Source organism: Nocardioides sp. Root682, assembly GCF_001427795.1.
GTDB lineage: Bacteria > Actinomycetota > Actinomycetes > Propionibacteriales > Nocardioidaceae > Nocardioides.
The window spans coordinates 46708-68065 of sequence record NZ_LMHJ01000003.1 but is presented as its reverse complement, the minus strand read 5'-3'; the positions used below and the strand labels follow the sequence as shown (position 1 = coordinate 68065).

24 protein-coding genes and 3 tRNA genes are annotated in these 21358 nt (G+C 68.0%); 3 read left to right on the top strand and 24 right to left on the bottom strand.

The annotated features are described in order from the left end of the window. Positions 1 to 43: 43 nt before the first annotated feature. The 13 genes from ASD84_RS15670 to rplJ all read right to left on the bottom strand — a co-directional run bounded on the left by ASD84_RS15670 (position 44) and on the right by rplJ (position 12968). A complete protein-coding gene (locus ASD84_RS15670) occupies positions 44 to 937 on the bottom strand; it encodes a J domain-containing protein (RefSeq protein WP_056712478.1) in 894 nt (297 codons plus the stop codon). Between the two features lie 2 nt (positions 938 to 939). Next, positions 940 to 1689 (bottom strand): hypothetical protein, encoded by a 750-nt coding sequence (locus ASD84_RS15665; protein WP_156392004.1) that lies wholly within the window; start codon positions 1687 to 1689, stop codon positions 940 to 942. 12 nt (positions 1690 to 1701) lie between these two features. Next, entirely contained in the window at positions 1702 to 3012 is a 1311-nt protein-coding gene (locus ASD84_RS15660) for an MCE family protein (RefSeq protein ID WP_056712472.1), read from the bottom strand. Further along, positions 3009 to 4445 carry an MCE family protein gene (locus ASD84_RS15655; RefSeq protein WP_056914066.1) on the bottom strand — a complete coding sequence of 479 codons (1437 nt, stop codon included), beginning with the start codon at positions 4443 to 4445 and terminating at the stop codon, positions 3009 to 3011. Before ASD84_RS15655 ends, ASD84_RS15660 begins: the two co-directional genes overlap by 4 nt. Beyond that, positions 4442 to 5587, bottom strand: coding sequence for an MCE family protein (locus ASD84_RS15650; protein WP_056712469.1), 1146 nt, complete (start codon positions 5585 to 5587; stop codon positions 4442 to 4444). Before ASD84_RS15650 ends, ASD84_RS15655 begins: the two co-directional genes overlap by 4 nt. After that, complete coding sequence (locus tag ASD84_RS15645) at positions 5584 to 6558, bottom strand: MCE family protein (protein ID WP_056712468.1); 975 nt, start codon at positions 6556 to 6558, stop codon at positions 5584 to 5586. The genes ASD84_RS15650 and ASD84_RS15645 overlap by 4 nt, the downstream gene beginning before the upstream one ends. Then, positions 6555 to 7613 carry an MCE family protein gene (locus tag ASD84_RS15640; RefSeq protein ID WP_056712465.1) on the bottom strand — a complete coding sequence of 353 codons (1059 nt, stop codon included), beginning with the start codon at positions 7611 to 7613 and terminating at the stop codon, positions 6555 to 6557. The genes ASD84_RS15645 and ASD84_RS15640 overlap by 4 nt, the downstream gene beginning before the upstream one ends. Next, entirely contained in the window at positions 7613 to 8881 is a 1269-nt protein-coding gene (locus ASD84_RS15635; protein ID WP_056712463.1) for an MCE family protein, read from the bottom strand. The genes ASD84_RS15640 and ASD84_RS15635 overlap by 1 nt, the downstream gene beginning before the upstream one ends. Before the next feature lie 2 nt (positions 8882 to 8883). Then, positions 8884 to 9711 carry an MlaE family ABC transporter permease gene (locus ASD84_RS15630; protein ID WP_056712456.1) on the bottom strand — a complete coding sequence of 276 codons (828 nt, stop codon included), beginning with the start codon at positions 9709 to 9711 and terminating at the stop codon, positions 8884 to 8886. A gap of 10 nt (positions 9712 to 9721) precedes the next feature. Further along, positions 9722 to 10507, bottom strand: coding sequence for an MlaE family ABC transporter permease (locus ASD84_RS15625; protein ID WP_056712454.1), 786 nt, complete (start codon positions 10505 to 10507; stop codon positions 9722 to 9724). Between the two features lie 10 nt (positions 10508 to 10517). Then, complete coding sequence (locus tag ASD84_RS15620; protein ID WP_056712453.1) at positions 10518 to 11480, bottom strand: ABC transporter ATP-binding protein; 963 nt, start codon at positions 11478 to 11480, stop codon at positions 10518 to 10520. A 269-nt stretch (positions 11481 to 11749) separates the two neighbouring features. Beyond that, positions 11750 to 12136 (bottom strand): 50S ribosomal protein L7/L12, encoded by a 387-nt coding sequence (gene rplL, locus ASD84_RS15615; RefSeq protein WP_056712451.1) that lies wholly within the window; start codon positions 12134 to 12136, stop codon positions 11750 to 11752. Between the two features lie 151 nt (positions 12137 to 12287). Beyond that, complete coding sequence (gene rplJ / locus ASD84_RS15610; RefSeq protein ID WP_056712449.1) at positions 12288 to 12968, bottom strand: 50S ribosomal protein L10; 681 nt, start codon at positions 12966 to 12968, stop codon at positions 12288 to 12290. Positions 12969 to 13247: 279 nt separating this feature from the next. Between rplJ and ASD84_RS15605 the strand changes: the two genes are divergently transcribed. After that, on the top strand, positions 13248 to 14534 hold the full coding sequence (locus ASD84_RS15605) for an aminotransferase class I/II-fold pyridoxal phosphate-dependent enzyme (protein ID WP_056712446.1): 1287 nt from the start codon (positions 13248 to 13250) through the stop codon (positions 14532 to 14534). A 73-nt stretch (positions 14535 to 14607) separates the two neighbouring features. Here ASD84_RS15605 and rplA read toward each other — a convergent pair whose 3' ends face one another. From rplA to ASD84_RS15580, 5 genes are all read right to left on the bottom strand, one after another. Continuing rightward, on the bottom strand, positions 14608 to 15321 hold the full coding sequence (gene rplA / locus ASD84_RS15600) for a 50S ribosomal protein L1 (protein ID WP_056712444.1): 714 nt from the start codon (positions 15319 to 15321) through the stop codon (positions 14608 to 14610). Positions 15322 to 15385: 64 nt separating this feature from the next. Further along, a complete protein-coding gene (rplK, locus tag ASD84_RS15595) occupies positions 15386 to 15814 on the bottom strand; it encodes a 50S ribosomal protein L11 (RefSeq protein WP_056712441.1) in 429 nt (142 codons plus the stop codon). A 99-nt stretch (positions 15815 to 15913) separates the two neighbouring features. Further along, a complete protein-coding gene (gene nusG / locus ASD84_RS15590; RefSeq protein WP_056712439.1) occupies positions 15914 to 16771 on the bottom strand; it encodes a transcription termination/antitermination protein NusG in 858 nt (285 codons plus the stop codon). Positions 16772 to 16808: 37 nt separating this feature from the next. Then, positions 16809 to 17081 carry a preprotein translocase subunit SecE gene (gene secE, locus ASD84_RS15585; RefSeq protein WP_200954610.1) on the bottom strand — a complete coding sequence of 91 codons (273 nt, stop codon included), beginning with the start codon at positions 17079 to 17081 and terminating at the stop codon, positions 16809 to 16811. 33 nt (positions 17082 to 17114) lie between these two features. Beyond that, positions 17115 to 17187, bottom strand: a tRNA-Trp gene (locus tag ASD84_RS15580). A 182-nt stretch (positions 17188 to 17369) separates the two neighbouring features. On the opposite strand from ASD84_RS15580, the gene ASD84_RS15575 reads away from it, so the two are divergent. After that, positions 17370 to 18395, top strand: coding sequence for an adenosine deaminase (locus tag ASD84_RS15575; RefSeq protein ID WP_056714711.1), 1026 nt, complete (start codon positions 17370 to 17372; stop codon positions 18393 to 18395). Between the two features lie 69 nt (positions 18396 to 18464). Then, entirely contained in the window at positions 18465 to 18956 is a 492-nt protein-coding gene (locus ASD84_RS15570; protein WP_056712437.1) for a DUF4190 domain-containing protein, read from the top strand. Positions 18957 to 18974: 18 nt separating this feature from the next. On the opposite strand, the gene ASD84_RS15565 is transcribed toward ASD84_RS15570, so the two are convergent. From ASD84_RS15565 to ASD84_RS15540, 6 genes are all read right to left on the bottom strand, one after another. Next, positions 18975 to 20006, bottom strand: coding sequence for a UDP-N-acetylmuramate dehydrogenase (locus ASD84_RS15565; RefSeq protein WP_056712435.1), 1032 nt, complete (start codon positions 20004 to 20006; stop codon positions 18975 to 18977). Beyond that, the gene (locus ASD84_RS15560) at positions 19999 to 20406 is read right to left on the bottom strand and encodes a MaoC/PaaZ C-terminal domain-containing protein (protein WP_056712429.1); all 408 of its coding nucleotides are present in this window, start codon (positions 20404 to 20406) and stop codon (positions 19999 to 20001) included. Before ASD84_RS15560 ends, ASD84_RS15565 begins: the two co-directional genes overlap by 8 nt. After that, a complete protein-coding gene (locus ASD84_RS15555; RefSeq protein WP_056712427.1) occupies positions 20403 to 20807 on the bottom strand; it encodes an FAS1-like dehydratase domain-containing protein in 405 nt (134 codons plus the stop codon). The genes ASD84_RS15560 and ASD84_RS15555 overlap by 4 nt, the downstream gene beginning before the upstream one ends. Positions 20808 to 20905: 98 nt before the next feature. Continuing rightward, positions 20906 to 21076, bottom strand: coding sequence for a 50S ribosomal protein L33 (gene rpmG / locus ASD84_RS15550; RefSeq protein ID WP_036490026.1), 171 nt, complete (start codon positions 21074 to 21076; stop codon positions 20906 to 20908). Positions 21077 to 21141: 65 nt separating this feature from the next. After that, a tRNA-Met gene (locus ASD84_RS15545) sits at positions 21142 to 21215 on the bottom strand. Between the two features lie 66 nt (positions 21216 to 21281). Next, positions 21282 to 21354: transfer RNA gene (locus ASD84_RS15540), tRNA-Thr, on the bottom strand. Between the last annotated feature and the right edge of the window lie 4 nt (positions 21355 to 21358).

Below are 21358 nucleotides of genomic sequence, written 5' to 3'. Positions count from 1 at the left end.
TCAAGCATCCCCGCCGTCGTGCCCGGGGCTCAGGCGGGTGAGATCAGCCGCAGGTGTCGTCGGTGCACAGGTCGTCGAGCAGCCAGCGACCGTCGGCCCCGCCCTCGCGCACCAGCGACATGGTCGCCCACATGTGCAGCACGAACGGCTCCGTCGACTTCTTCTCGACGTACTGGTTGATGAAGACCACCACGGTGGCCCGCTTGCCGTTCGGGTCCACGCGGGTGAGGGCAGTCCCGGTCGGGGTCGCCTCCACCACGATCTGCTGCGCCTGGGCTTCCTTGGTCAGCTCGGGCCAGGCAGCCGACTGCTTGTCGGCCATCTTGGTGGTGAGGAAGCCCTTGAGGCGCGCGAGGTCCTCGTCCATCGTCTTGTGGTTGTACGACAGCACCGGAGCGACCATCCGCTCCGCCGCGCCCTCCACCGCCAGGGTGATCTTGTCCTGGTCCGTCCTCCGCTCGGCGACCGCGCTCGGCAGGTCGTCGCCACGGACGCTGACCACGGCGAACAGTCCGACCGCGATCAGGAACGAGAGCGCGGCCGCGATCCCGACTCCGACCAGGGTGCCGACGCTCGGGCCCGGCGCGGACCCCGTCTTCGCATCGCCGGAGTCGACCTGCGCTGCGGCAGCCGTCGTGTCCGGCTTCGCAGCCGCGTCGACAGGGGTCCCGTCGACAGGGGTCACGTCGACGGGGGTGACGTCGGCAGCCGCAGGCGGCTCCTGCGTTGCCTCGGCCTCGATCCGTGCCTGCACGAGGCCGGCGTCGTACGACGCCCGCTTCTCCTCGTCGAGCAGGACGCCGGCCGCGTCGTTGTAGGCCCGGAACCGTCGGTCGCTCGGGTCGAGGTCGGCGATCGCGGCCTTCCAGGCGGCGCGGATCTCGTCTGCCGTGGCTGACTCGTCGACGTTCAGCAGGTCGTAGTTGTTCACGCTCATCGTCACTCCCCCGTCCCGGACGTCGTGGGGCTGGGATCGGTCGACGGGTCCGCGGACGGGTCACCCGAGGGGCTGCCCGACGGCTGACCGGACGGGTCGGACGACGGCGCACCCTGCGGGATCGAGGCCTCCCCGAAAGAGGGCAGCTCGTCATCCAGGTCGTCGAGGTCGTCGACCTTCCACGATCCACCGCTCTTCACCAGGGACACCTGGTAGCGGAAGCGCAGGGGGGCGAACTCGATGCGCTCACCCGTCTTCTTCGGGTCCGGGTAGGAGAAGTTGACGATCCCGGCGACGAGGAGCTCGGAGGAGTCGTTGTCGATGGAGGCGACGCCGACGGCGTACACCGTCCCCTTCCGGTCGATCCCGGTGTCCTTGACGACCTGGGCCGCGTAGCCCGCGTTGTCCTTGAAGATCTTGGCGAACTTGGCCGTCATCAGCTCACCGACCGCTGAGTACTCCGGCATCGTCCCGTCGGTCTCGAGCATGTCCGGGCCATAGGTGTTGAAGCGCTGCACGAACGTGCGGGCAGCAGCCAGCGCCTGCTCGCGGCCCTTCGCGGGGTCGGACCCGGACTCGAACAGGGAGCCCAGCTTGCTGGCCGGGTTGGAGCCGACACCCTTGTCGAGGACGAGGTAGGCCGAGACGCCGAGCCCGGCGACGAGCACACCCAGCAGCAACCCGAGAATGCCCCAACGGAACCGTGCATTCGGGGTGGTGCTGCGTGCCGTTGAGATTTCTTCAGCGGTCACGCGACAAGTCCCCTAGTGGTCGAGCATCGGTTGCAGGTACAGCCACTTCCAGGAGTCTCCTCCGAGCGACGGCGGAGCCACGTTACCCCGCGTCGCCGACGAGTCTGCCGGAGCGCCCCAAGTCAGCTCGCCCGTGGTCTCGTCGTAGCCGGCGACGACCTGGGAGGTCCCGGTCATGTCAGGCGCCACGCGCGGCAGGTTCTGCGGACCGCGCGGGTTGCTCTTGGTGATGGGCTCGTTGCAGCGCACGTCGTACTCCATCGGGATGTCGCCGCGTTCCGACTCGGGGTTGCGGCGGTCCGTCAGGTAGCCGTCGCGGCACAGCGCGTGGCCACCGGGCGTGGGCAGCTCGGCCTGGAGGATGAGACCGAAGTGGGCATCCCAGAACCCGGAGCCGCCGGCAGCCTTGGAGCGCTTCCCGACGACCACCATGCCGCCGAGGACTGCCCAGGGGTAGACGACGAGCAGCTGCTTGAGCCCGGGCAGGTGCTTGACCACGACGTCGTTGGTGGCGACGACGTTGGCGAGCAGCTCACTGAGCTCGACGCCGTTCTGCTCGAGGAAGGTGCGCAGCTGGGTGGCCGCGAGCGAGCCCGAGTCGATGACCTTGCGCAACGAGCCGTCGGCGCCGGCCAGTGCCGTCGAGAACGCCGAGAGCTGCGTCGCGAAGGTCCGCAACGAGGACTCCGAGGCGAGCTGACCGCGCAACACGGTGTTGCTGTCGCGGATCAGGGCGGTGGTGATGTCGAAGTTGTCGCTGGCCGTCTCGATGAACGAGTTGCCCGTGTCGATGATCTTCTGCAGGTCGGGGCCGGTGCCGCCGAAGGCGGTGCCCAGCTCCTCGATGGTGGTGCGCAGGGCATCGCGATCGATGCTGCCGACCGTCGCCGACAGGTCGCCCAGAATCTTCTCCGTGGCCAGCGGGGTGGCGACGTCGTCGATCTCGGAGCCGTCGACGAGGTAGGGCCCGTCGTCGGTCTTCGGCTGCAGCTCGACGTACTGCTCACCGACCGCCGACTTGTTGCCGACCAGCGCGAGCGTGTCGCGCGGGATCTTGTCCCACTTCTTGTCGATGTCGAGCTTGACGTCGACGCCGTCCTCGGTGAGGACGAGGTCCCCGACCCGGCCGATGCCGACGCCGCGGTAGGTGACCTCCGCACCGGTGAAGATGCCGCCGGACTGCGGGTAGTGCGCCGTCACGGTGTAGTCGCGGTCGATGACCAGGCGGTCGAGCTTGGCGTAGCGGGCCCCGACGAACGAGACGCCGACGAGCGTGATGATCGCGAAGATGACCAGCTGGATCCGGGTACGACGGGTGATCACTGGGCTGCCCTCCGAGCTGTGCCGGACGTGGTCAGCGGGCCGGCGTACAGGCTCACCATGTCGGTGTCATAGGCGTGGTCGAAGTCGCGCCACATGGCGTTGGCGTCGCTGGACGCACCCGGCGCGGGTCGACCCAGCCCACCGCCCTTCAGCACGCTGTTCAGCAGGTCCTGGATCGGGTTGCTGGCCGCGCTCCCGGAGCTCGCGCCACCGGTGAGGGCGCACAGCAGCTGGACCGCGTCGCAGACGTTGTCGAGGAGGTACTGCGGGAGCTTCGCGCAGGCGGCCGCGTCGGGCGGCGTCTTGAGGCAGCTCTGCAGCGCCTTGGTCGCGCCGGCACAGAGGTCCTTGAGGTCGATGAGCTCGTCGAGCGGCGAGTCCGGGAGCTCGTTGATCGGGATGCAGACGAGATCGGGGATGTCCAGGTTCCCGAGGTCGAGCTGCAGGTCGATGGAGAGGTTGACGTAGTCGCCCATGTGGAGGTTGTTGGCCACCGCCGGGTCACGTCCGACCGCCTCGTCGATGAACGGGAAGGTCAGGAAGGTGCTGAACCCGTCGACGAAGTCGTCGCCTGCCTTGGAGATCTGCGTGAGGATCGGGTCGAGCGCCCGCAGCGAGTTGACGGTCGCGGTCTGCGTCGTCTGGATGACCCGGACACCGACGTCACTGAGCTTGGTGAGTCCCTGCAGCATCGCCACGAGGTCCTCGCGCTGGCGGTCGAGCGAGTCGAGCGCGCTCGGGAGCTCCTCGAGAGCGGTGTCGATGCTCTTCTGGTGGGTGCGGGCAGTGACGGCGAGCCGGTTGATCGACTCGATCGCGTTGACGATGTCGCCCTTGCGCTCGTCGAGCTGCGACACGAGCGAGGAGACCTGGGTCAGGACGGACTTCGCCGAGTCCTCCCGGCCCTCGAGAGCCAGGTTGAGCTCGGAGGCGATCGTCTTGAGCTGCGCGACGCCGCCGCCGTTGAGGACCAGGCTGAGGGCACCCAGGACCTCTTCGACCTCGGGGTTGCGTCCGCCCTTCTTGATGACGTCTCCGTCGGACAGCTTGCCGGTGGCGCCGGTGCTCGGCGGAGCGAGCGAGACGAACTTCTCTCCCAACAGGCTGGTCTGCCGGATCGACGCGACCGGGTTGTCGGGAAGCTCCGTGTCGCCGCGCAGCTCGAGCGTGACGACGGCCTTGTAGCCGTCGAGCTCGACGTCCTTCACCTGTCCGACCGACACGTCGTTGACCTTGACCGAGGACATCGGCACCAGGTCGAGGACGTCGTCGAACGTGACCTTGACCTGGATCGGGTTGTCACCCGTGTCCGCGCCACCCGGTAGCGGGAGCTGGTAGACGTCGAAGTCGCAGCCGGACATCAGCACCATGCCGAGTGCGAGCAGTGCGGCAGCGCGCATCCGGGAGCGGAGTCCAGTCTTCGCGCGGGTCATCGGCCGACCTCCACGAGTCCGTTGAGGCTCGGGTCGTAGGGCTGGGTGTGCCAGGACCCGGTGCCGAAGGGAGCGCTGCGGGGCAGCAACCCTCCGATCAGGTCGCACAGGTTGCCGTCCGCGTCCTGGGAGGCGACCAGCGTGCAGAGCAGGTCGGCAGGGTTCGACGTCAGCTCGTTCACCAGGTTGCCGATGTTGGCGTTGGTGTCGAGCGTGCCGTTGCCCGGGTTGTAGGTGTGGTAGAGGTTCGTCAGCGCCAGCGGACCGGCCTCGAGGATCTCGTCGAGGGCAGCGCGCTGGCGAACCAGGACCTTCGCCACCCGGTTCACGTCCTTGATGTTGCGGCCCAACACGTCGCGGTTCGTCTTGACGAAGCTGCCTACCTCGTCGAGGGCGACGCCCAGGTTGCTCAGGGCCGTGGTCAGCTCCTGCCGCTCGTCAGAGAGCAGGCTCGACACGTCGCCGAGCGACTTGTTGAAGCCGCGCACGGTGTCGTCGTTGTCGGCGAGGGTCTTGATGAAGCCCTCGAGCTGCTCTGCGGACTCGAAGAGATCGTCCTTGTTGTTGTCGAGCGTCTCGCTGAACCGACCGAAGTCCTTGATGGTCTGGTTGAACTGCTCGCCCTGACCACCGAAGTTCTTCGCGGTCTGCTCCAGGAGGTCGGTCAGCGCGCCGTCGCGGTTGGCCCCGTCAGGGCCGATCGCCACGGTGAGCCGGTCGATGCTGGAGAAGACCTGGTCGAGCTCGAGCGGGATCGCGGTCTTGTCCACCTTGATCACGGTGTTGTCAGCCATCACGGCGCCCGACTCGTAGGCCGGGGTCAGCTGGATGTAGCGGTCACCCACGACGGACGGCGAGACGATGACGGCCTCGGCGTCCTGAGGGAGCTTCAGGTCCTCGTCGTAGGTCATCACGACCTTGACCTGGGTGCCCTCCGGCACGACCTCGGTGACCCGTCCGACAGTGACGCCGAGGACCCGGACGTCGCTGCCTTCGTAGATCGACACCGCACGCGGGAAGTGGGCGGTCACGGTCTTCGTGCCGCCACCGCTGCCGAACAGCCAGACCAGGCCGCTGATGATCAGCAGGCCGATCACGGCCAGCGGCAGCCAGCGCCGCAGCGCACTCACCTCGGTCGTCATCCGACACCCACCCCCGGTCCCGGAACAGGCGGCAGGTTGAACAGGAAGGTGTCGAACCAGGGCCCGTTGCCGAGCGTGCTGGCGAAGACCCGGTAGAAGGGCGCCATCGTCTTGATCGACAACTCGAGATTGTCCTCGTTCTTCTTGATCACCTGGAGCACGGAATCGAGGTGGTCCAGGGCCGGCTTGAGGTCAGCGCGGGTCTCCCGGATCAGGCCGGTGAGCTTGGTGCTCAGGGTCGTCGTCGACTCCAGCAACCGGTGGATCTGGGCCTTGCGGAGGAGCAGCGCCTTGAACAGGCTGTCCGCGTCGGCCATCAGGGCCACGATGTCCTCGTCCCGGGCATCGAGCACCGTCGAGACCCGGTTCAGGTTCTTGAGCAACGAGTTGATCTCGTCATCACGCGAGGCCACCACCTCGGACAGGGCCGATACGCCGTCGAGGGCGGCCCGGAACTCCTCGGGGGTGTTGCGGGTCAGCTCGGCGAGCGTCGTCAGGGACGCGGCGAGCTGGTCGGTGTCGATGTCGGCCGAGGTCTCGGCAAGGCCCGAGAACGCCTCGACGATGTCGAAGGGCGAGGTGGTGCGGTCCTTCGGGATGACCGCGCCCTCGGCGAGCTGGCCCTGACCGGCCGGGGTGAGCGCGACGAACATCGACCCGAGGATCGTCTTCACCTTGATGTCCGCGCGGGTCTGGTCGCCGAACTCGGCATCGGTCTTGACCTGGAAGCCGACCTTGACGGAGTTCCCGTCCAGCTCCATCGAGGTCACCTGACCGACGCGGACGCCGGAGATGCGCACCTCGTCCTTGACCTTGAGCCCACCCGCCTCGGAGAAGGAGGCGTAGTAGGTGTCGCCGCCGCCGATCAGCGGAAGGTCCTGGGCACGCAGCGCGGCCACGAGCAACAGGAGGAGCGTGGCGATGCTGACCGCGCCCACCACGACGGGGTTGCGTTCGCGGAAGGGGATCACTGGCCCACCTCCCGTGCGAGCCCGCAGCGCTTGGCGCCGACGGTGTAACCCACCGGAGGCAGCGCAGCAGCGCCGGGGAGCTTGACGGTCGCCTTGAAGTGGCACAGGTAGAAGTTGAACCACGACCCGTACGTCGCCGTACGACCGATCTTGGTGAGCTTGATCGGCAGCACCTGGAGTGCGCGGTCGATCTCCTTGCGGTTGCGGTCGAGGTTGGTGGCCACCTGCCGCAGCTCCTTGATGTCCTTGACGAGCGGGTCCTTGATGTCGGTCACGAGGGCGGCGGTCTGCACCGAGAGCTCCGAGATCGACTCGAGCGAGGACAAGATCGCCTCCCGGTCGTCGTTGAGCCCACCGATGAGGCCACGGAAGCTGTCGATGAGCTGGGTCAGCTGCTCGTCGCGGTCCGCGACGTGGTCCAGGACGTAGTCGAGGTTGTCGAGCAGCTCGCCGATCACCTTGTCGCGGTCCGCGAGCGTCTGGGTGATCGAGGCGGTGCTGCCGAGCAGGCCCTCCACCGTGCCGCCCTCGCCCTGGAAGACCTGGACGATCTCGAACGACAGCTTGTTGATGTCGTCGGGCGACAGCGCCTGGAAGAGCGGCTTGAACCCGTTGAACAGGACGGTCAGGTCGAGCGCGGGCTTGGTGCGGGACACCGGCAGGGCGTCGCCCTCGTCCAGGCGTTCGCCGCCGTTCCCGTCCTGGGTCAGCGAGATGTAGCGCTGCCCGATCAGGTTGCGGTAGCGGATGCTGGCGTGCGTGGCCTGGTCGATGACCGTGTCGGCGTCGACGTTGAAGGTGACCTTGGCACGGTCGACGCCGAGGACCTCGACCTTCTGCACCGTGCCGACCTTGACCCCCGCGATCCGGATGTCGTCGCCCTTGTTGACGCCGGTCGCGTCGACGAACTCGGCGGCGTACTCCTTGGTGGCACCGAAGGAGAGGTTGCCGATCGTGATGACCAGGACGCCGGTCGCCAGCGCCGTGGTCACCATGAAGATGATCAACCGGACGAGGTCACCGCTCGTCTTCTTGTCGAGTCCGCGAACGGCCATCAGCGAGCACCTCCCTGCGCCACGATCGGTCCGGTGAGCAGGACGTTGAAGTCGGTGCCGGCGTCGCCGTACTCCTGGGTCAGCAGGGACCGCAGGGTCGAGACGTCGTCCGGCGTGCCGTAGTAGCCGGAAGCCGAGGTACCCGGCGCAGCCCGGAAGTTGCCCTTCCCCGTGTCACCGTTCATCCCGTCGTTGAGCGGCGGCAGGCCCGGAGCAGGGTTCTGCTGGCTGTAGGGCGTGTTCGGGAGACCCGCACAGTTCGGACCGGTGTCGGTGCCGAAGATCGGCCGGTCGGCCGGTGTGTAGGCGCGCGGCTGGTCCTTGAGCGTCTCCAGCACGATGTGGAGCTCGTAGCCACGGAACGCCTCGGCCAGTCGGCCCTGGGTGATCACGATGGATCGGGACATGCACGGAATCGTCGGTGCGTAACGAGCCACCGCGCGAAGGATCGGCGTGCTGGTCTCCCCCAGGCGCTTGAGGCGGGCAGCGTTGGCGTCGAGGAAGGACGTGGCCGTGTCCGAGAAGCTCTTGATGTCACGCAGGGTCGCGCTCAGCGCCGCTTCCTTCTCCTCGATCGTGCCCGTCGTCTTGACCGTGTTGTCGAGGATCTTCGCCACCTCGGGAAGGATGTCGGCGTACGTGTCGGACACCTGGGCGGTGAGCTTGAGGTCCTCGAGCAGCGCCGGGATCTGCGGATTGAGCTTCTTGAGGTAGGTGTCGACCGTCTCGAGGTTCTGTCCGAGCTGCTCGCCGCGACCCTCCAGCGCCGTCGCCAGCGCGGTCAGGGTGAGGTTGAGGTCGGCCGGCTGCACCGTGCGCAGCAGCGGGTAGAGGTCGGACAGGACGGCCTCGAGCTCGATGCTGACCTTGGTGCGGTCGATGACGTCGCCGGCCTTCATCGTGCCGCTCGGCCCGGTCTCGGGAACCTCGAGCGAGACGTACTTCTCGCCGAACAGCGTCTTGGGCACGATCGAGCCCGTCACGTTGGCCGGGACCAGGTCGATCTTGTCGGAGTAGAGGCCGAGCGTGAGCTCCGCACCGTCAGCGTTGCCGGCCCGCGCTTCGAGCACCTCGCCGACGATCACGCCGCGCACCTTGACGTCCGCACGGCTGGGCAGCTGCAGCCCGATGGTCGAGGTCTGCAGGGTGACCTCGTCGTAGTCGGTGAACTTCTTCGTGAACACCGCATAGGTCAGCCACACGCCGAGCACCAGCAGGGCGACGAAGATGACGCCGAGCGTCTTGTGAGCGCTGAGAGCCTTGTCCATGATCAACCCGCCAGCCTGACCGTGGTCGAGGCGCCCCAGATGGCCATCGACAAGAAGAGGTCGATCACGTTGATCGCCACGATGCTCGTCCGGACCGCCTTGCCGACGGCCACGCCCACGCCGGCAGGCCCGCCCGAAGCGGTGTAGCCGTGGTAGCAGTGGATGAGGATGACGACGACGGCGAAGACCAGCACCTTGCCGAAGGACCACAGGACGTCGCCCGGTGGCAGGAACTGGTTGAAGTAGTGGTCATAGGTACCGGACGACTGTCCGTAGAACTGGGTGACCACGAGCCGGCTCGCGACGTACGACGACAACAGGCCGACGACGTACAACGGAACGATGGCGATCAGACCGCCGACGACCCGGGTGGTGACCAGGAACTGCATCGACGGGATCGCCATCACCTCGACGGCGTCGATCTCCTCGGAGATCCGCATCGCGCCGAGCTGGGCGGTGAAACCGCAGCCGACGGTCGCGGCGAGTGCGATGCCCGCGACGAGCGGGGCGATCTCACGGGTGTTGAAGTACGCCGACACGAATCCGGCGAAGGCAGCCGTGCCCAGCTGGTTGAGCGCGGCGTAGCCGGACAGGCCGACCTGGGCACCGGTGAAGAAGGTCATGCCGATGATGACGCCGACCGTGCCGCCGATGACCGCGAGCGCACCGGACCCGAGGGTGACCTCGGCCAGGATGCGCAGGATCTCGCGCGGGTAGTGCATCACGGAGCGCGGCAGCGCGAGCAGCACCTTGATGTAGAACGACAGCTCGTGACCGAGCGTGTCCAGCCCCTTCAGGGGCCGGTCGTAGACCGCCTTGAGGTTTGCCATGTCTCTCGCCTCAACCCGTCTTCGGTGGGACGACTTGGAGGTAGATCGTGCTCAGCGTGAAGTTCACGACGAACAGCAGCAGGAAGGTGATGACGACCGATTCGTTCACCGCGTCACCCACGCCCTTCGGACCGCCGGCGGCGTTCATCCCCTTGTAGGCGGCAACCACGGCTGCGATCAACCCGAAGATGAGGGCCTTGACCATGCCGATCCACACGTCGGGCAGCTGCGCGAGGGCGGTGAAGCTGGCGAGGTAGGCACCGGGGGTGCCGTCCTGCAGGATCACGTTGAAGACGTAGCCACCGCCGACACCGACGACGCTGACCATGCCGTTGAGGAACACCGCCACGAGCATGCACGCGAGCACGCGCGGCACCACGAGGCGCTGGATCGGGTCGATGCCGAGCACCATCATGGCGTCGAGCTCTTCACGGATCTTGCGGGCGCCGAGGTCAGCAGCGATCGCCGAACCGCCGGCGCCTGCGATCAACAGAGCCGTCGCGATCGGGCCGGCCTGCTGGATGACTGCGAGGACCGACGCCGAACCGGTGAAGGACTGTGCGCCGAACTGCTTGATCAGGCCGCCGACCTGGAGCGCGATGACCGCGCCGAAGGGGATGGCGACCAGAGCCGTCGGGACGATCGTCACCGAAGCAATGAACCAGGCCTGCTGGATGAACTCCCGAAACTGGAACGGGCGCCGAAACAGGCCGCGGCCCACGTCGAGGGCGAAGGCGAACAGCTTGCCTGCTGTGCCGATCGGCCTCAGTACACGCGCGGTTGTTGTCGAGGACAAGGGCTGTCCGTCAGTGCTGCTGGGAGCCGCTGGAGTGCTCGGCTTCCTTGGTGAATGAGCCCTTCGGCGGGATGACGCCGTTCTCGCGGCACCACGCGCCCGGCTCCCGCTGGCTACGGCGCGGGATGCCGTTGGACGGCTCCAGCTGCAGCGGGATCGGCGGGATCGGCGGAAGGTCCATGTCCTTCTCGGCCGCGAGCTGGTCGGCGTCCTTCTCCTCGGACATGCCGATCGGGCCGACGGTCTGTGCGTTGAGGAACTGGCGCACCACGGGCGTGTCGGAGGACAGGAGCATCTCGCGCGGGCCGTACATGGCCAGGTGCTTGTGGTAGAGCAGGCCGATGTTGTCCGGCACGATCCGGACACTGTGGATGTCGTGCGTCACGATCAGGAACGTCGCGTCGATCTGCGCGTTCAGGTCGATGAAGAGCTGGTTGATGAACGAGGTGCGCACCGGGTCGAGGCCCGAGTCGGGCTCGTCGATCAGCAGGATCTCGGGGTCCAGCACGAGGGCGCGGGCCAGGCCGGCACGCTTGCGCATACCGCCGGAGATCTCACCGGGGAGCTTCATCTCGGCGCCGAGCAGACCGACGAGGTCCATCTTCTCCATGACGATGTCACGGATCTCGGACTCGCCCTTGCGGGTGTGCTCGCGCAGGGGGAAGGCGACGTTGTCGTAGAGGTTCATCGAGCCGAACATGGCGCCGTCCTGGAACAGCACGCCGAACAGCTTGCGGATCTCGTAGAGCTCCTTCTCGGAGCAGGACGCGATGTCGGTGCCCTCGATCACGATCGAGCCCTCGTCGGGCTTGATCAGACCGATCAGCGCCTTGAGGAAGACCGACTTGCCCGTTCCGGACGGGCCGAGCATGACCGACACCTCACCGGCAGGGAGCGTCAGTGTGACGCCCTTCCAGATGAGCTGCTTGCCGAAACTCTTGGTCAGGTTCGTCACTGCGACATCGACGCCCATTTTGACCCTCTTCCTCAAAAGACATTGCTGGCCCACCGAAACGGCTGCGTGGGAACAACGCAGCCGCGTGGCGCACGTTACGCCGAAACCGTGTCGCGCGTCACGCGTAGCCGGACTCCGGGACGAGATTGGTACTGACGAGTAGCCAGACCGGTACTGACGAGTAGCCACAGGCCCCGGATCCCGGCGGCGATCGGAGGAGGAAAAATGGACACGAGGCCGGCAGAGCTTGCGCTCTGCCGGCCTCGCGACGCTGGATCAGCGACAGGTCACTTGAGGGTGACGGTGGCGCCGGCGCCCTCGAGCGCCTCCTTGGCCTTCTCGGCAGCAGCCTTGTCGACGCCCTCGAGGATCGCCTTCGGGGCGGCCTCGACGAGGTCCTTGGCTTCCTTCAGACCGAGGGAGGTCAGCGCGCGGACCTCCTTGATGACGTTGATCTTCTTGTCGCCAGCGGCCTCGAGCACGACGTCGAACGAGTCCTGCTCGGCAGCAGCCTCGGCAGCCGGGGCACCCGGGCCAGCAGCAGCGGCAACGGCGACCGGGGCAGCAGCGGTGACGCCGAAGGTCTCCTCGAACTGCTTCACGAACTCGGAGAGCTCGATGAGGGTCATCTCCTTGAACGCGTCCAGCAGTTCGTCGGTGGTGAGCTTCGCCATGGTGGCGGTTCCTTTCTCAGGTGGTCGGGCCGCGCTGTGCGACCGACCGTGGTTTCAGGTGGTGTACGTCGGCCTGGATGCCGACCTTGTCGGCTACCCTCAATCGCCTCGGCACACGAGCAAGCTCGTCTGCGCTCGGCTCAATCGGGTCTCAGGCTTCGGTGGACTCGGTCGCCTCGTCGGTCGCCTCGACCTCGGTGGCCTCGGCAGCTGCATCAGCAGGCGCCTCGACCTCCTCGGCGGGGGCGGCTTCCTCAGCGGCCGGGGTCTCCTCGACAGCGGCCGGCGCACCGGCACCACCTGCGAGGATCGAGGGGTCCTCCGTCGCCTTCGCCTCCAGGGCGCCGGCGAGCCGGGCAACCTGGGCGAGCGGGGCGTTGAGGAGGTAGACGGCCTGGCTGAGGGAAGCGAGCATGGCGCCCGCCATCTTGCCCAGCAGGACCTCACGCGACTCGAGGTCGGCAAGCTTGCCGATCTCCGCCGCGTCGAGGAGGTTGCCGTCCAGAACTCCACCCTTGATGACGAGGGTGGGGTTTGCCTTGGCAAAGTCACGCAGACCCTTGGCCGCCTCGACGACGTCGCCCTTGATGAAGGCGATCGCGGTCGGGCCGGTCAGCAGGTCGTCGAAGCCGGTGATGCCGGCCTCGTTGGCGGCCAACTTGGCCAGCGTGTTCTTGACCACGGCGTAGCTGGCGTTCTCACCAAGGGAGCGGCGAAGGTTCTGCAGCTCCTTGACGGTGAGACCGCGGTACTCGGTCAGCACAGCGCCTGCGGATTCGCTGAATGCTTCAGCGATCTCCGCGACGGCGGCCTGCTTGTCTGCCCGCGCCATGGGTCTCCTTCCGGATGGGGACCTCCGCGAACGTCCTGGGAAAGACAGACGCCCTGAGCGCAGGCGCTCAGGGCGTGGACATCGCTCGCAACTCAGATCGAACTGACGAACGTCGTACTGCTCTGATCCCCTGCGCAGGCCATCCGCTCTCACGGAACCTTCGGCCAGGGCTGGCAGCCCTGACAACCGGCGGTCTCTAGGTTTCAGTGACGAACTGTACGGCGGAGCGGGGGCCGGTCCAAATTCCGGGCGCGTACCCGATGCGGCACCATTGTCCCCGTGACCACCACCCCCGCGCCCCTGTCCGACCTGTCCGCCGACGACATCGCCGCGCGCCTGACGAGCGTGCAGGCGGAGTACGAAACGCTGAAGGCCGGTGGACTCAAGCTCGACCTGACGCGGGGCAAGCCGGGAGCCGACCAGCTCGACCTCTCCAACGGGCTCCTCGGGCTCCCGACGAGCCACCGCGACCGGGCGGGCACCGACGTGCGCAACTACGGAGGTCTCGACGGGCTCCTCGAGATGCGCGAGATCTTCGCCGACCTGTTGGGTGTCGACGTCGCCAACGTCGCGTGTGGGGGCAACTCCAGCCTCACGATGATGCACCAGGCGCTGACCGCGATGCTGCTCAAGGGCGGACCCGACTCCCCCCGGCCCTGGTCGCAGGAGCCGGTCGTGAAGTTCATCTGTCCCGTGCCCGGTTACGACCGCCACTTCACCATGCTGGCCGAGCTCGGCATCGAGATGGTGACCGTCCCGATGAACGCTGACGGACCCGACGTCGTCGCCGTACGCACCCTGGTGGCCGAGGACCCGAGCATCAAGGGCCTGTGGATCGTTCCGACCTACGCCAACCCGACGGGCGCGGTGTGCTCGACCGCCGTGGCCGCCGAGCTGATGGCGATGCCGACCGCGGCACCTGACTTCCGGATCTTCTGGGACAACGCCTACGCCGTCCACCACCTGACCGACCAGGAGACCAAGAGTGCGGATGCGCTCGGTCTCGCCGCCGTGTCGGGTCACCCGAACCGGCCGCTGATCTTCGCCTCGACCTCGAAGATCAGCTTCGCGGGCGCCGGCGTCGCGGCACTGGCCGCATCGAGCGAGAACCTCGCGTGGTACCTCGCCCGGCTGGGCTTCGCGTCCATCGGTCCCGACAAGATCAACCACCTGCGCCATGTCGAGTTCTTCGGCGACGCGGACGGCGTGCGTGCTCACATGCGCAAGCACCGGGAGCTGATCGCGCCGAAGTTCGCTGCCGTCGAGACGGCACTCAGCAGCCGACTGGCCGGACTCGGGATTGCCGAGTGGACCGTGCCGATCGGTGGCTACTTCGTGAACCTCGACGTCGTCGACGGTACGGCGTCGCGGGTGATCAGCCTCGCCAAGGAGGCGGGCATCGCCCTCACCGCAGCCGGCTCGGCCTTCCCCCACGGCAACGACCCGCGCGACCGCAACATCCGCCTGGCGCCGACCTTCCCCGTGCTCGCGGAGGTCGAGGCCGCCATGGCCGGCGTCGCGGTGTGCGTCGAGCTCGCCGCGTTGGAGTCACTCGCCTCCGCCTGACCCGCTGCACAAAAGCGACGATGCCCGCCACCCCGTGAGGGATGGCGGGCATCGGTGTCGATGAGGGCGAGGCTCAGGCCTCGTCCTCCTCGGTGACGTTCTTGACCTTGTTGGGGTCGACCTGGATGCCGGGGCCCATCGTCGTCGAGACGGTGACCTTCTTGAGGTACCGGCCCTTCGAGCTGGAGGGCTTGAGGCGGAGGACCTCATCGAGCGCCGCGGCGTAGTTCTCGGCGAGCTGCAGCTCGGAGAAGGAGGCCTTGCCGATGATGAAGTGCAGGTTGGCGTGGCGATCGACGCGGAACTCGATCTTGCCGCCCTTGATGTCGGTCACGGCCTTGGCCGGGTCCGGGGTGACGGTGCCGGTCTTCGGGTTCGGCATGAGGCCACGCGGACCGAGCACGCGGCCGAGGCGGCCGACCTTGCCCATCAGGTCCGGGGTGGCGACCACGGCGTCGAAGTCGATCCAGCCGCCGGCCACCTTGTCGATGAGCTCGTCGCCACCGACGAAGTCGGCGCCGGCCTCACGGGCGGCCTCGGCCTTGTCGCCGTTCGCGAACACGAGGACGCGAGCGGTCTTGCCGGTGCCGTGGGGCAGGTTGACGGTGCCGCGCACCATCTGGTCTGCCTTGCGGGGGTCGACGCCGAGACGCATGACGACGTCGAGGGTCTCGTTGAACTTCTTCTTGCTGGTGCTCTTCGCGATCTTGATCGCGGACAGCGGGGCGTAGAGCTCGTTCTTGTCGAACGCCTCTTCCGCCGCGCGGTAGGTCTTGCTGCGCTGCATGGATGATTCCTTACTCAAGAGAGGAGATGTGGTAAGCGGGCCAGCGCGGCCCTTCCACGGTGCTTCAGTCGGTGGTGACGCCCATGGAGCGGGCAGTCCCCTCCACGATCTTCATGGCGGCGTCGATGTCGTTGGCGTTCAGGTCGGGCAGCTTGGTCGTCGCGATCTCACGCACCTGGTCCTTGGTCAGCTTGCCGACCTTCTCCTTGTGCGGGACGCCCGAGCCCTTCTTGAGGCCAGCGGCCTTCTTGATCAGCTCTGCGGCCGGCGGGGTCTTCGTGATGAACTCGAAGGACCGGTCCTCGTAGATGGTGATCTCGACGGGGATGACGTTTCCACGCATGGACTCGGTCTGGGCGTTGTACGCCTTGCAGAAGTCCATGATGTTGACGCCGTGCGGGCCGAGCGCCGTACCAACCGGCGGAGCCGGGGTGGCCGAACCAGCCTGCAGCTGCACCTTGACCAGTGCGGCGATCTTCTTCTTGGGAGGCATTCCGTGTTCTCTTTCTTCTCGTGGTCATGACGAGGGCTGCCTGGCCCTCTGCCACCTACTGCAGGTCGCCACCGGAGTTCCGGCGCGACCGCGCTGAGCTCAGACCTTCTGGACCTGGCTGAAGCTCAGCTCGACCGGGGTCTCCCGGCCGAAGATCTCGACCAGCGCCTTGACCCGCTGGGCCTCGGCGTTGATCTCGGTGATCGTGGCGTGGAGCGTTGCGAACGCGCCGTCGACGATCAGGACGGAGTCGTTGACGCCGAAGTCGGCGACCTCGATCGGCTTCTTGGCCGGCGTGGTGGGCGAGCCCGCGGCGCTGGCGGCGGCCTCGGCCTCGGCGGCGATCACGGTCATCGCGGCGGGGGCGAGCATCTTCTCGACCTCGTCCATGCTCAGCGGCACCGGCTGGTGGCTGTGACCGACGAACCCGGTGACCGAGGGGGTGTGGCGAACAGCGGCCCACGACTCGTCGGTGAGGTCCATGCGGACCAGCACGTAGCCGGGGAGCACGGTGCGCTTGACCATCTTGCGCTGGCCGTTCTTGATCTCGGCGACTTCCTCGGTGGGGACCACGATCTCGTGGATGTAGTCCTCCATGTTGAGGGAGTGGATCCGGTTCTCCAGGTTCTGCTTCACCCGGTTCTCCATGCCGGAGTAGGTGTGCACGACGTACCAGTCACCGGGCTTGGCCCACAGCTCACGGCGGAAGGCCTCGAGCGGGTCGGCGTCCTCAGCCTCTTCGGTGACCTCGTCGGCAGCCTCGTCGGCGTCCTCCTGGGTGTCCTCCTGGGCGTCCTGGCCGAGCTCGTCGGTGGCGTCGGTCGGCTCGGCGTCGAGGTTCTCCTCGACGTCGGCGGCCTCGGTGACCTCGGCGGTCTCGACGTCCTCGCCCTCGACGACGATCGTCTCGTCGCTCTCGAGGGCCGGGTCGTACTGCTCCGTCACTTGCTGCTCCATCAGTTGGTCGTCAGGGTCAATCAGGTCTGAGTGGAACTCAGATGTCGTCTGCGCCGGTGAAGACCTCGAACGCGAGCTTGCCGAGACCGAGGTCCAGCAGCGACACGAGCGCGATCATCACGAGCACGAAGACCAGGACCACGAAGAAGTACGTCACGAGCTGCTCGCGGGTGGGGTAGACCACCTTGCGCAGCTCGGCGACGATCTGGCGATAGAAGGTCACCGGGCCGGTGCGCTTCGGTGACTTCTTGCCACCCGAGGCGTCCTTGCGGCCCCCGTGGACGGCTGGAGCGTCCGACAAGATGCTCACCCTTTCCTTCTGTCGTCTTCATGGTCTGTCTTGCAGGGCACGAGGGACTTGAACCCCCAACCTTCGGTTTTGGAGACCGATGCTCTGCCAGTTGAGCTAGTGCCCTCCGCGGCTGCTTCCGGCTGTCCCGGCCCGCGCACAGAACCCCGAAAGGAGAACTGCGTCAGGGCGCGACCAACCATGTGGAAGAACCACCAGTGGGTGAGTCTACGCACGCGACCCACTGGCTTCCAAAGTAGGACGGCCCCCTGCGGCGTCGCACCGGGGGTGCACACCTACGATGGCGACGTGCGGGACCTCCATGTGCTTCCCAAGGCGCACCTGCACCTGCACTTCACCGGCTCGATGCGGCACGGCACTCTCCTGGAGCTCGCGGAACGCGACGGCATCCACCTGCCCGATGCGCTCGTCTCCGAGTGGCCACCCCAGCTCACGGCGGCGGACGAGAAGGGCTGGTTCCGCTTCCAGCGCCTGTACGACGTCGCGCGGTCCGTGCTGCGCACCGAGGACGACGTACGACGACTCGTGCTCGAGGCCGCCGAGGACGACGTGGCTGACGGGGGCCGCTGGCTGGAGATCCAGGTCGACCCCAGCGGCTACGGCGCCCGCTTCGGCGGGATCACCGCGTTCACCGACCTCGTCCTGGACGCCGTGCGGGACGCGACGCAGCGGACCGGCCTCGGCATGGCCGTGGTGATCGCGGCCAACCGGACCCGTCACCCGCTGGATGCCCGCACCCTGGCTCGCCTGGCCGCGCAGTACGTCGATCGCGGCGTGGTCGGTTTCGGTCTCTCGAACGACGAGCGCCGCGGCCGGACCGCCGACTTCGCTGGCGCCTTCGCGATCGCCGAACGGGCGGGCCTGCTGCTGGCGCCCCACGGCGGCGAGCTCCGCGGCCCCGAACACATCAGCGCCTGCCTCGACTCCCTGCACGCCGGACGGCTCGGCCACGGCGTCCGCGCGGCCGAGGACCCCGACCTGCTGCGGCGGATCGTCGACACCGGGGTGGCCCTCGAGGTGTGTCCGGTGTCCAACGTCGCCCTGGGCGTCTACTCCGACCTCACCTCGGTCCCGCTCCCCACGCTGCTGGAGGCCGGGGCGACCGTTGCGCTCGGCGCCGACGACCCGCTGCTGTTCGGGTCCCGGCTGGCGGGGCAGTACGCCACGATGCGGGCCGCCCACGGCCTGACCGACGCCCAGATGGCCGAGCTGGGCCGGATGTCGCTGCGCGCCAGCCGGGCGCCGTCGGACATCCGCGATGCTGCGCTGGCAGACGTCGACGCGTGGCTGGCCGCGCCCGAACCCGGCGCCTGAGCACCGGCGCCTGAGCACCGGCACCTGCCGGACGGTTTGGCGAGCGTCCCCAGCTGGGAGAATGGGTCCATGAGCGACCAGCCGCCCCTGACTTCCCCGTCGCAGCCGTCGCCGGGATTCGAGCCCTACCAGGCGCCGGCCTACGGCGACGTCGCTCCCGAGGCACCGACCCAGCAGGCACCCGTGTCGCCCGCACCCGTCGCGCCGTACCCGACCACGCCGTACCAGGTGGCGCCGCAGTACCTGCGCCACGTGGCACCGACCCATCCGATGGCAACGACGTCCCTGGCGCTCGGCGTCAGCGGCCTGGTCGGCCTGGTGCTCACGCCGGTCTTCTTCTTCACGTTCGTCGCGGTCCTGTGCTCGCCCTTCGCCATCTGGACCGGGGCACGGGCGCGGCGCGAGATCCGCGCGAACCCGCAGGCCTTCGGAGGCGAGGGGCTCGCCACCGGTGGGTTCATCACCGGCATCATCGGCGTGGTCCTCGGCGTCATCGGGCTGCTGCTGGTCGTCGCCGTCGTGGTGTTCTTCGTCAGCGTGTTCAGCTCCTACGAGGGCTGAGCTGCAGGGGCTGCAGGGCTACAGGGCGCAACCGACGAGCACGGGCTCGTTGACGAGGACGACCCCGAAGCGCGCCTCGACGCCGTCGCGGACCTCGCGGGCCAGGTCGAGCAGCTCCGCGGTCGACGCGCCGCCGCGGTTGGTGAGCGCCAGGGTGTGCTTGGTCGACAACGAGACCCGCGCGTCCTCGCGCTCGAGCCCGAAGCCCTTGTGGAAGCCGGCCTGCTCGATCAGCCACGCGGCGCTGGTCTTCACCCGACCGTCGGCCTGGGGGTACGACGGCGCGCCCTCCGGAACCCGATCGGGCTCGACGAACGGGTTGGTGAAGAACGACCCGGCACTCCACGTGTCGTGGTCCCCGGCGTCGAGCACCATGCCCTTGCCGCGGCGCAGGCCCAGGACGGCGTCGCGGACCTCGGCGAGCGGGGCCCGTTCACCGACCTGTACGCCGAGGGTGCGGGCCAGCTCGGCGTACGCGACCGGCGCGGACTGCTCGCCGGGATGGAACTCGAAGGTGACGTCCAGGACGACGTGGCGGCCGGGGTCGGCCTTGAAGCGCGAGTGGCGGTAGGCGAACTGGCAATCAGCGGCAGCGAAGCTGCGCTGGCCGCGCAGCACCCGGTCCCAGACCCGGACCCGCGCGATCGTCTGCGCGACCTCCTGCCCGTAGGCACCGACGTTCTGGATCGGGGTCGCCCCGACGGTCCCGGGGATCCCCGAGAGGGCCTCGACGCCCGTCCAGCCCTCCTGGACGGCCCGTGCGACCAGGTCGTCCCACGGCTCCCCGGCGGCCACCGTCACCGAGGCCACGCCGCACGCGTCCCCGTCGACGTGGACGCCGCCACCCGTCAGGTGCACGACCGTGCCCTCGAAGCCCTCGTCGGCGACGACGAGGTTGCTGCCACCACCCACGACCAGGACCGGCTCGCCGGCTGCGTCGGCGGCCGACACGGCCGCGACCAGCTCGTCGGCGTCCGCGACCGGGACGTAACGGGTGGCCGGGCCACCCAGCCGCAGCGTGGTGAGGTCCGCGAGAGCGGGGTCAGCCACGAATGGTCGCCCTCGGTGCGCCCAGCACCTTCGTCCCGTCGGAGGTCACGACGAGCGCGAGCGCGAGCAGGTCGTCGGTCCGCTCCCCCACGGTGCCCGTGACGGTCACCCGCGCCGCACCCGTGGCGGGTACGACGACCGGTGCGACGAACTTCGAGCCGAGCTCGACGACCTCGGCTCCGGGCGCCCACTCGCCGAGGGCGCGACCGACCAGCGCCAGCGTGTACATGCCGTGCGCGATCACACCGGGCAGGCCGACCGCGAGAGCGATCTCCTCGTCCTGGTGGATCGGGTTCTGGTCACCGCTGGCCGCGGCGTAGGCGACCAGGTCGGCGCGGGTGATCTCGAAGGTGATTTCGGGGAGCGCATCGCCCTTGGTGAGCTCGCTGATGGCACTCATGCAGCATCTCCACGGTGGACGAGGGTCGCGGTCGCCGTACAGACGAGGGAGCCGGAGGCGTCGAGGATCTCGCTCGAGGTGCTCACGATGTCGTTGCCGCCGATGGTGCGCACACCGGTGACGGTGAGGGCCGTGGTGAGCACGTCGCCGATGACCACGGGACGCTCGTAGCGGAAGCGCTGATCACCGTGGACGATGCGGGACAGCTCGACCTGCTCAGTGGCCAGGAAGTCCTGGAGGGCGGCGAAGGTGACCACGATCGGGAACGTCGGCGGGAGGCCCGCAGCGACGTCGTAGCTGCCCCCGACAGAGGTGGCGAAGGCCACGACGGCGTCCGTGGTGACCGGGTAGGGCTGCGTCGGGGGGAAACCACGCCCGACGAGAGAGGCGTCGATCGGCATGGCTCGACCCTACCGACCCGAAAACGACAGCAGCCCGCGGTCCCCGAAGGGACGGCGGACTGCTGGAGCGCCAAGCGGCGCTGGGTCGAACGGACCGGTCAGCGCGTTTCGCGGTGAGCGGTGTGGGTGCGGCAACGGGGGCAGAACTTCGACAGCTCGATGCGGTCGGGGTCGTTGCGGCGGTTCTTCTTCGTGATGTAGTTCCGCTCCTTGCAGTCCACGCAGGCAAGCGTGATCTTGGGGCGAACGTCGGAGCTCTTGCTGGCCACGGGAAGTCCTTCTACTGCTGTCTGTGGGGTACTGCCGGGGGTACTAACTGCTTCGTCATCTGGCGTAGCGGGGGCGGGACTCGAACCCGCGACACCACGATTATGAGCCGTGTGCTCTAACCACCTGAGCTACCCCGCCAGGGTGTCAGGGCGTCCGCCGCACCGCGCGGCTTTCACCGTCTGGATTGGCGGACCCTGGTCCCAGAGCCCCTTTACGGAATCGAACCGTAGACCTTCTCCTTACCATGGAGACGCTCTGCCGTCTGAGCTAAAGGGGCAACG

Bases quoted from the DNA above. Each gene is read 5' to 3' on its own strand.
- ASD84_RS15670 (WP_056712478.1), bottom strand. From the start codon at position 937: ATGAGCGTGAACAACTACGACCTGCTGAACGTCGACGAGTCAGCCACG.
- ASD84_RS15655 (WP_056914066.1), bottom strand. From the start codon at position 4,445: ATGACCCGCGCGAAGACTGGACTCCGCTCCCGGATGCGCGCTGCCGCA.
- ASD84_RS15650 (WP_056712469.1), bottom strand. From the start codon at position 5,587: ATGACGACCGAGGTGAGTGCGCTGCGGCGCTGGCTGCCGCTGGCCGTG.
- ASD84_RS15640 (WP_056712465.1), bottom strand. From the start codon at position 7,613: ATGGCCGTTCGCGGACTCGACAAGAAGACGAGCGGTGACCTCGTCCGG.
- ASD84_RS15635 (WP_056712463.1), bottom strand. From the start codon at position 8,881: ATGGACAAGGCTCTCAGCGCTCACAAGACGCTCGGCGTCATCTTCGTC.
- ASD84_RS15630 (WP_056712456.1), bottom strand. From the start codon at position 9,711: ATGGCAAACCTCAAGGCGGTCTACGACCGGCCCCTGAAGGGGCTGGAC.
- ASD84_RS15620 (WP_056712453.1), bottom strand. From the start codon at position 11,480: ATGGGCGTCGATGTCGCAGTGACGAACCTGACCAAGAGTTTCGGCAAG.
- rplL (WP_056712451.1), bottom strand. From the start codon at position 12,136: ATGGCGAAGCTCACCACCGACGAACTGCTGGACGCGTTCAAGGAGATG.
- rplJ (WP_056712449.1), bottom strand. From the start codon at position 12,968: ATGGCGCGGGCAGACAAGCAGGCCGCCGTCGCGGAGATCGCTGAAGCA.
- rplA (WP_056712444.1), bottom strand. From the start codon at position 15,321: ATGCAGCGCAGCAAGACCTACCGCGCGGCGGAAGAGGCGTTCGACAAG.
- rplK (WP_056712441.1), bottom strand. From the start codon at position 15,814: ATGCCTCCCAAGAAGAAGATCGCCGCACTGGTCAAGGTGCAGCTGCAG.
- nusG (WP_056712439.1), bottom strand. From the start codon at position 16,771: ATGGAGCAGCAAGTGACGGAGCAGTACGACCCGGCCCTCGAGAGCGAC.
- ASD84_RS15570 (WP_056712437.1), top strand. From the start codon at position 18,465: ATGAGCGACCAGCCGCCCCTGACTTCCCCGTCGCAGCCGTCGCCGGGA.
- ASD84_RS15560 (WP_056712429.1), bottom strand. From the start codon at position 20,406: ATGAGTGCCATCAGCGAGCTCACCAAGGGCGATGCGCTCCCCGAAATC.
- ASD84_RS15555 (WP_056712427.1), bottom strand. From the start codon at position 20,807: ATGCCGATCGACGCCTCTCTCGTCGGGCGTGGTTTCCCCCCGACGCAG.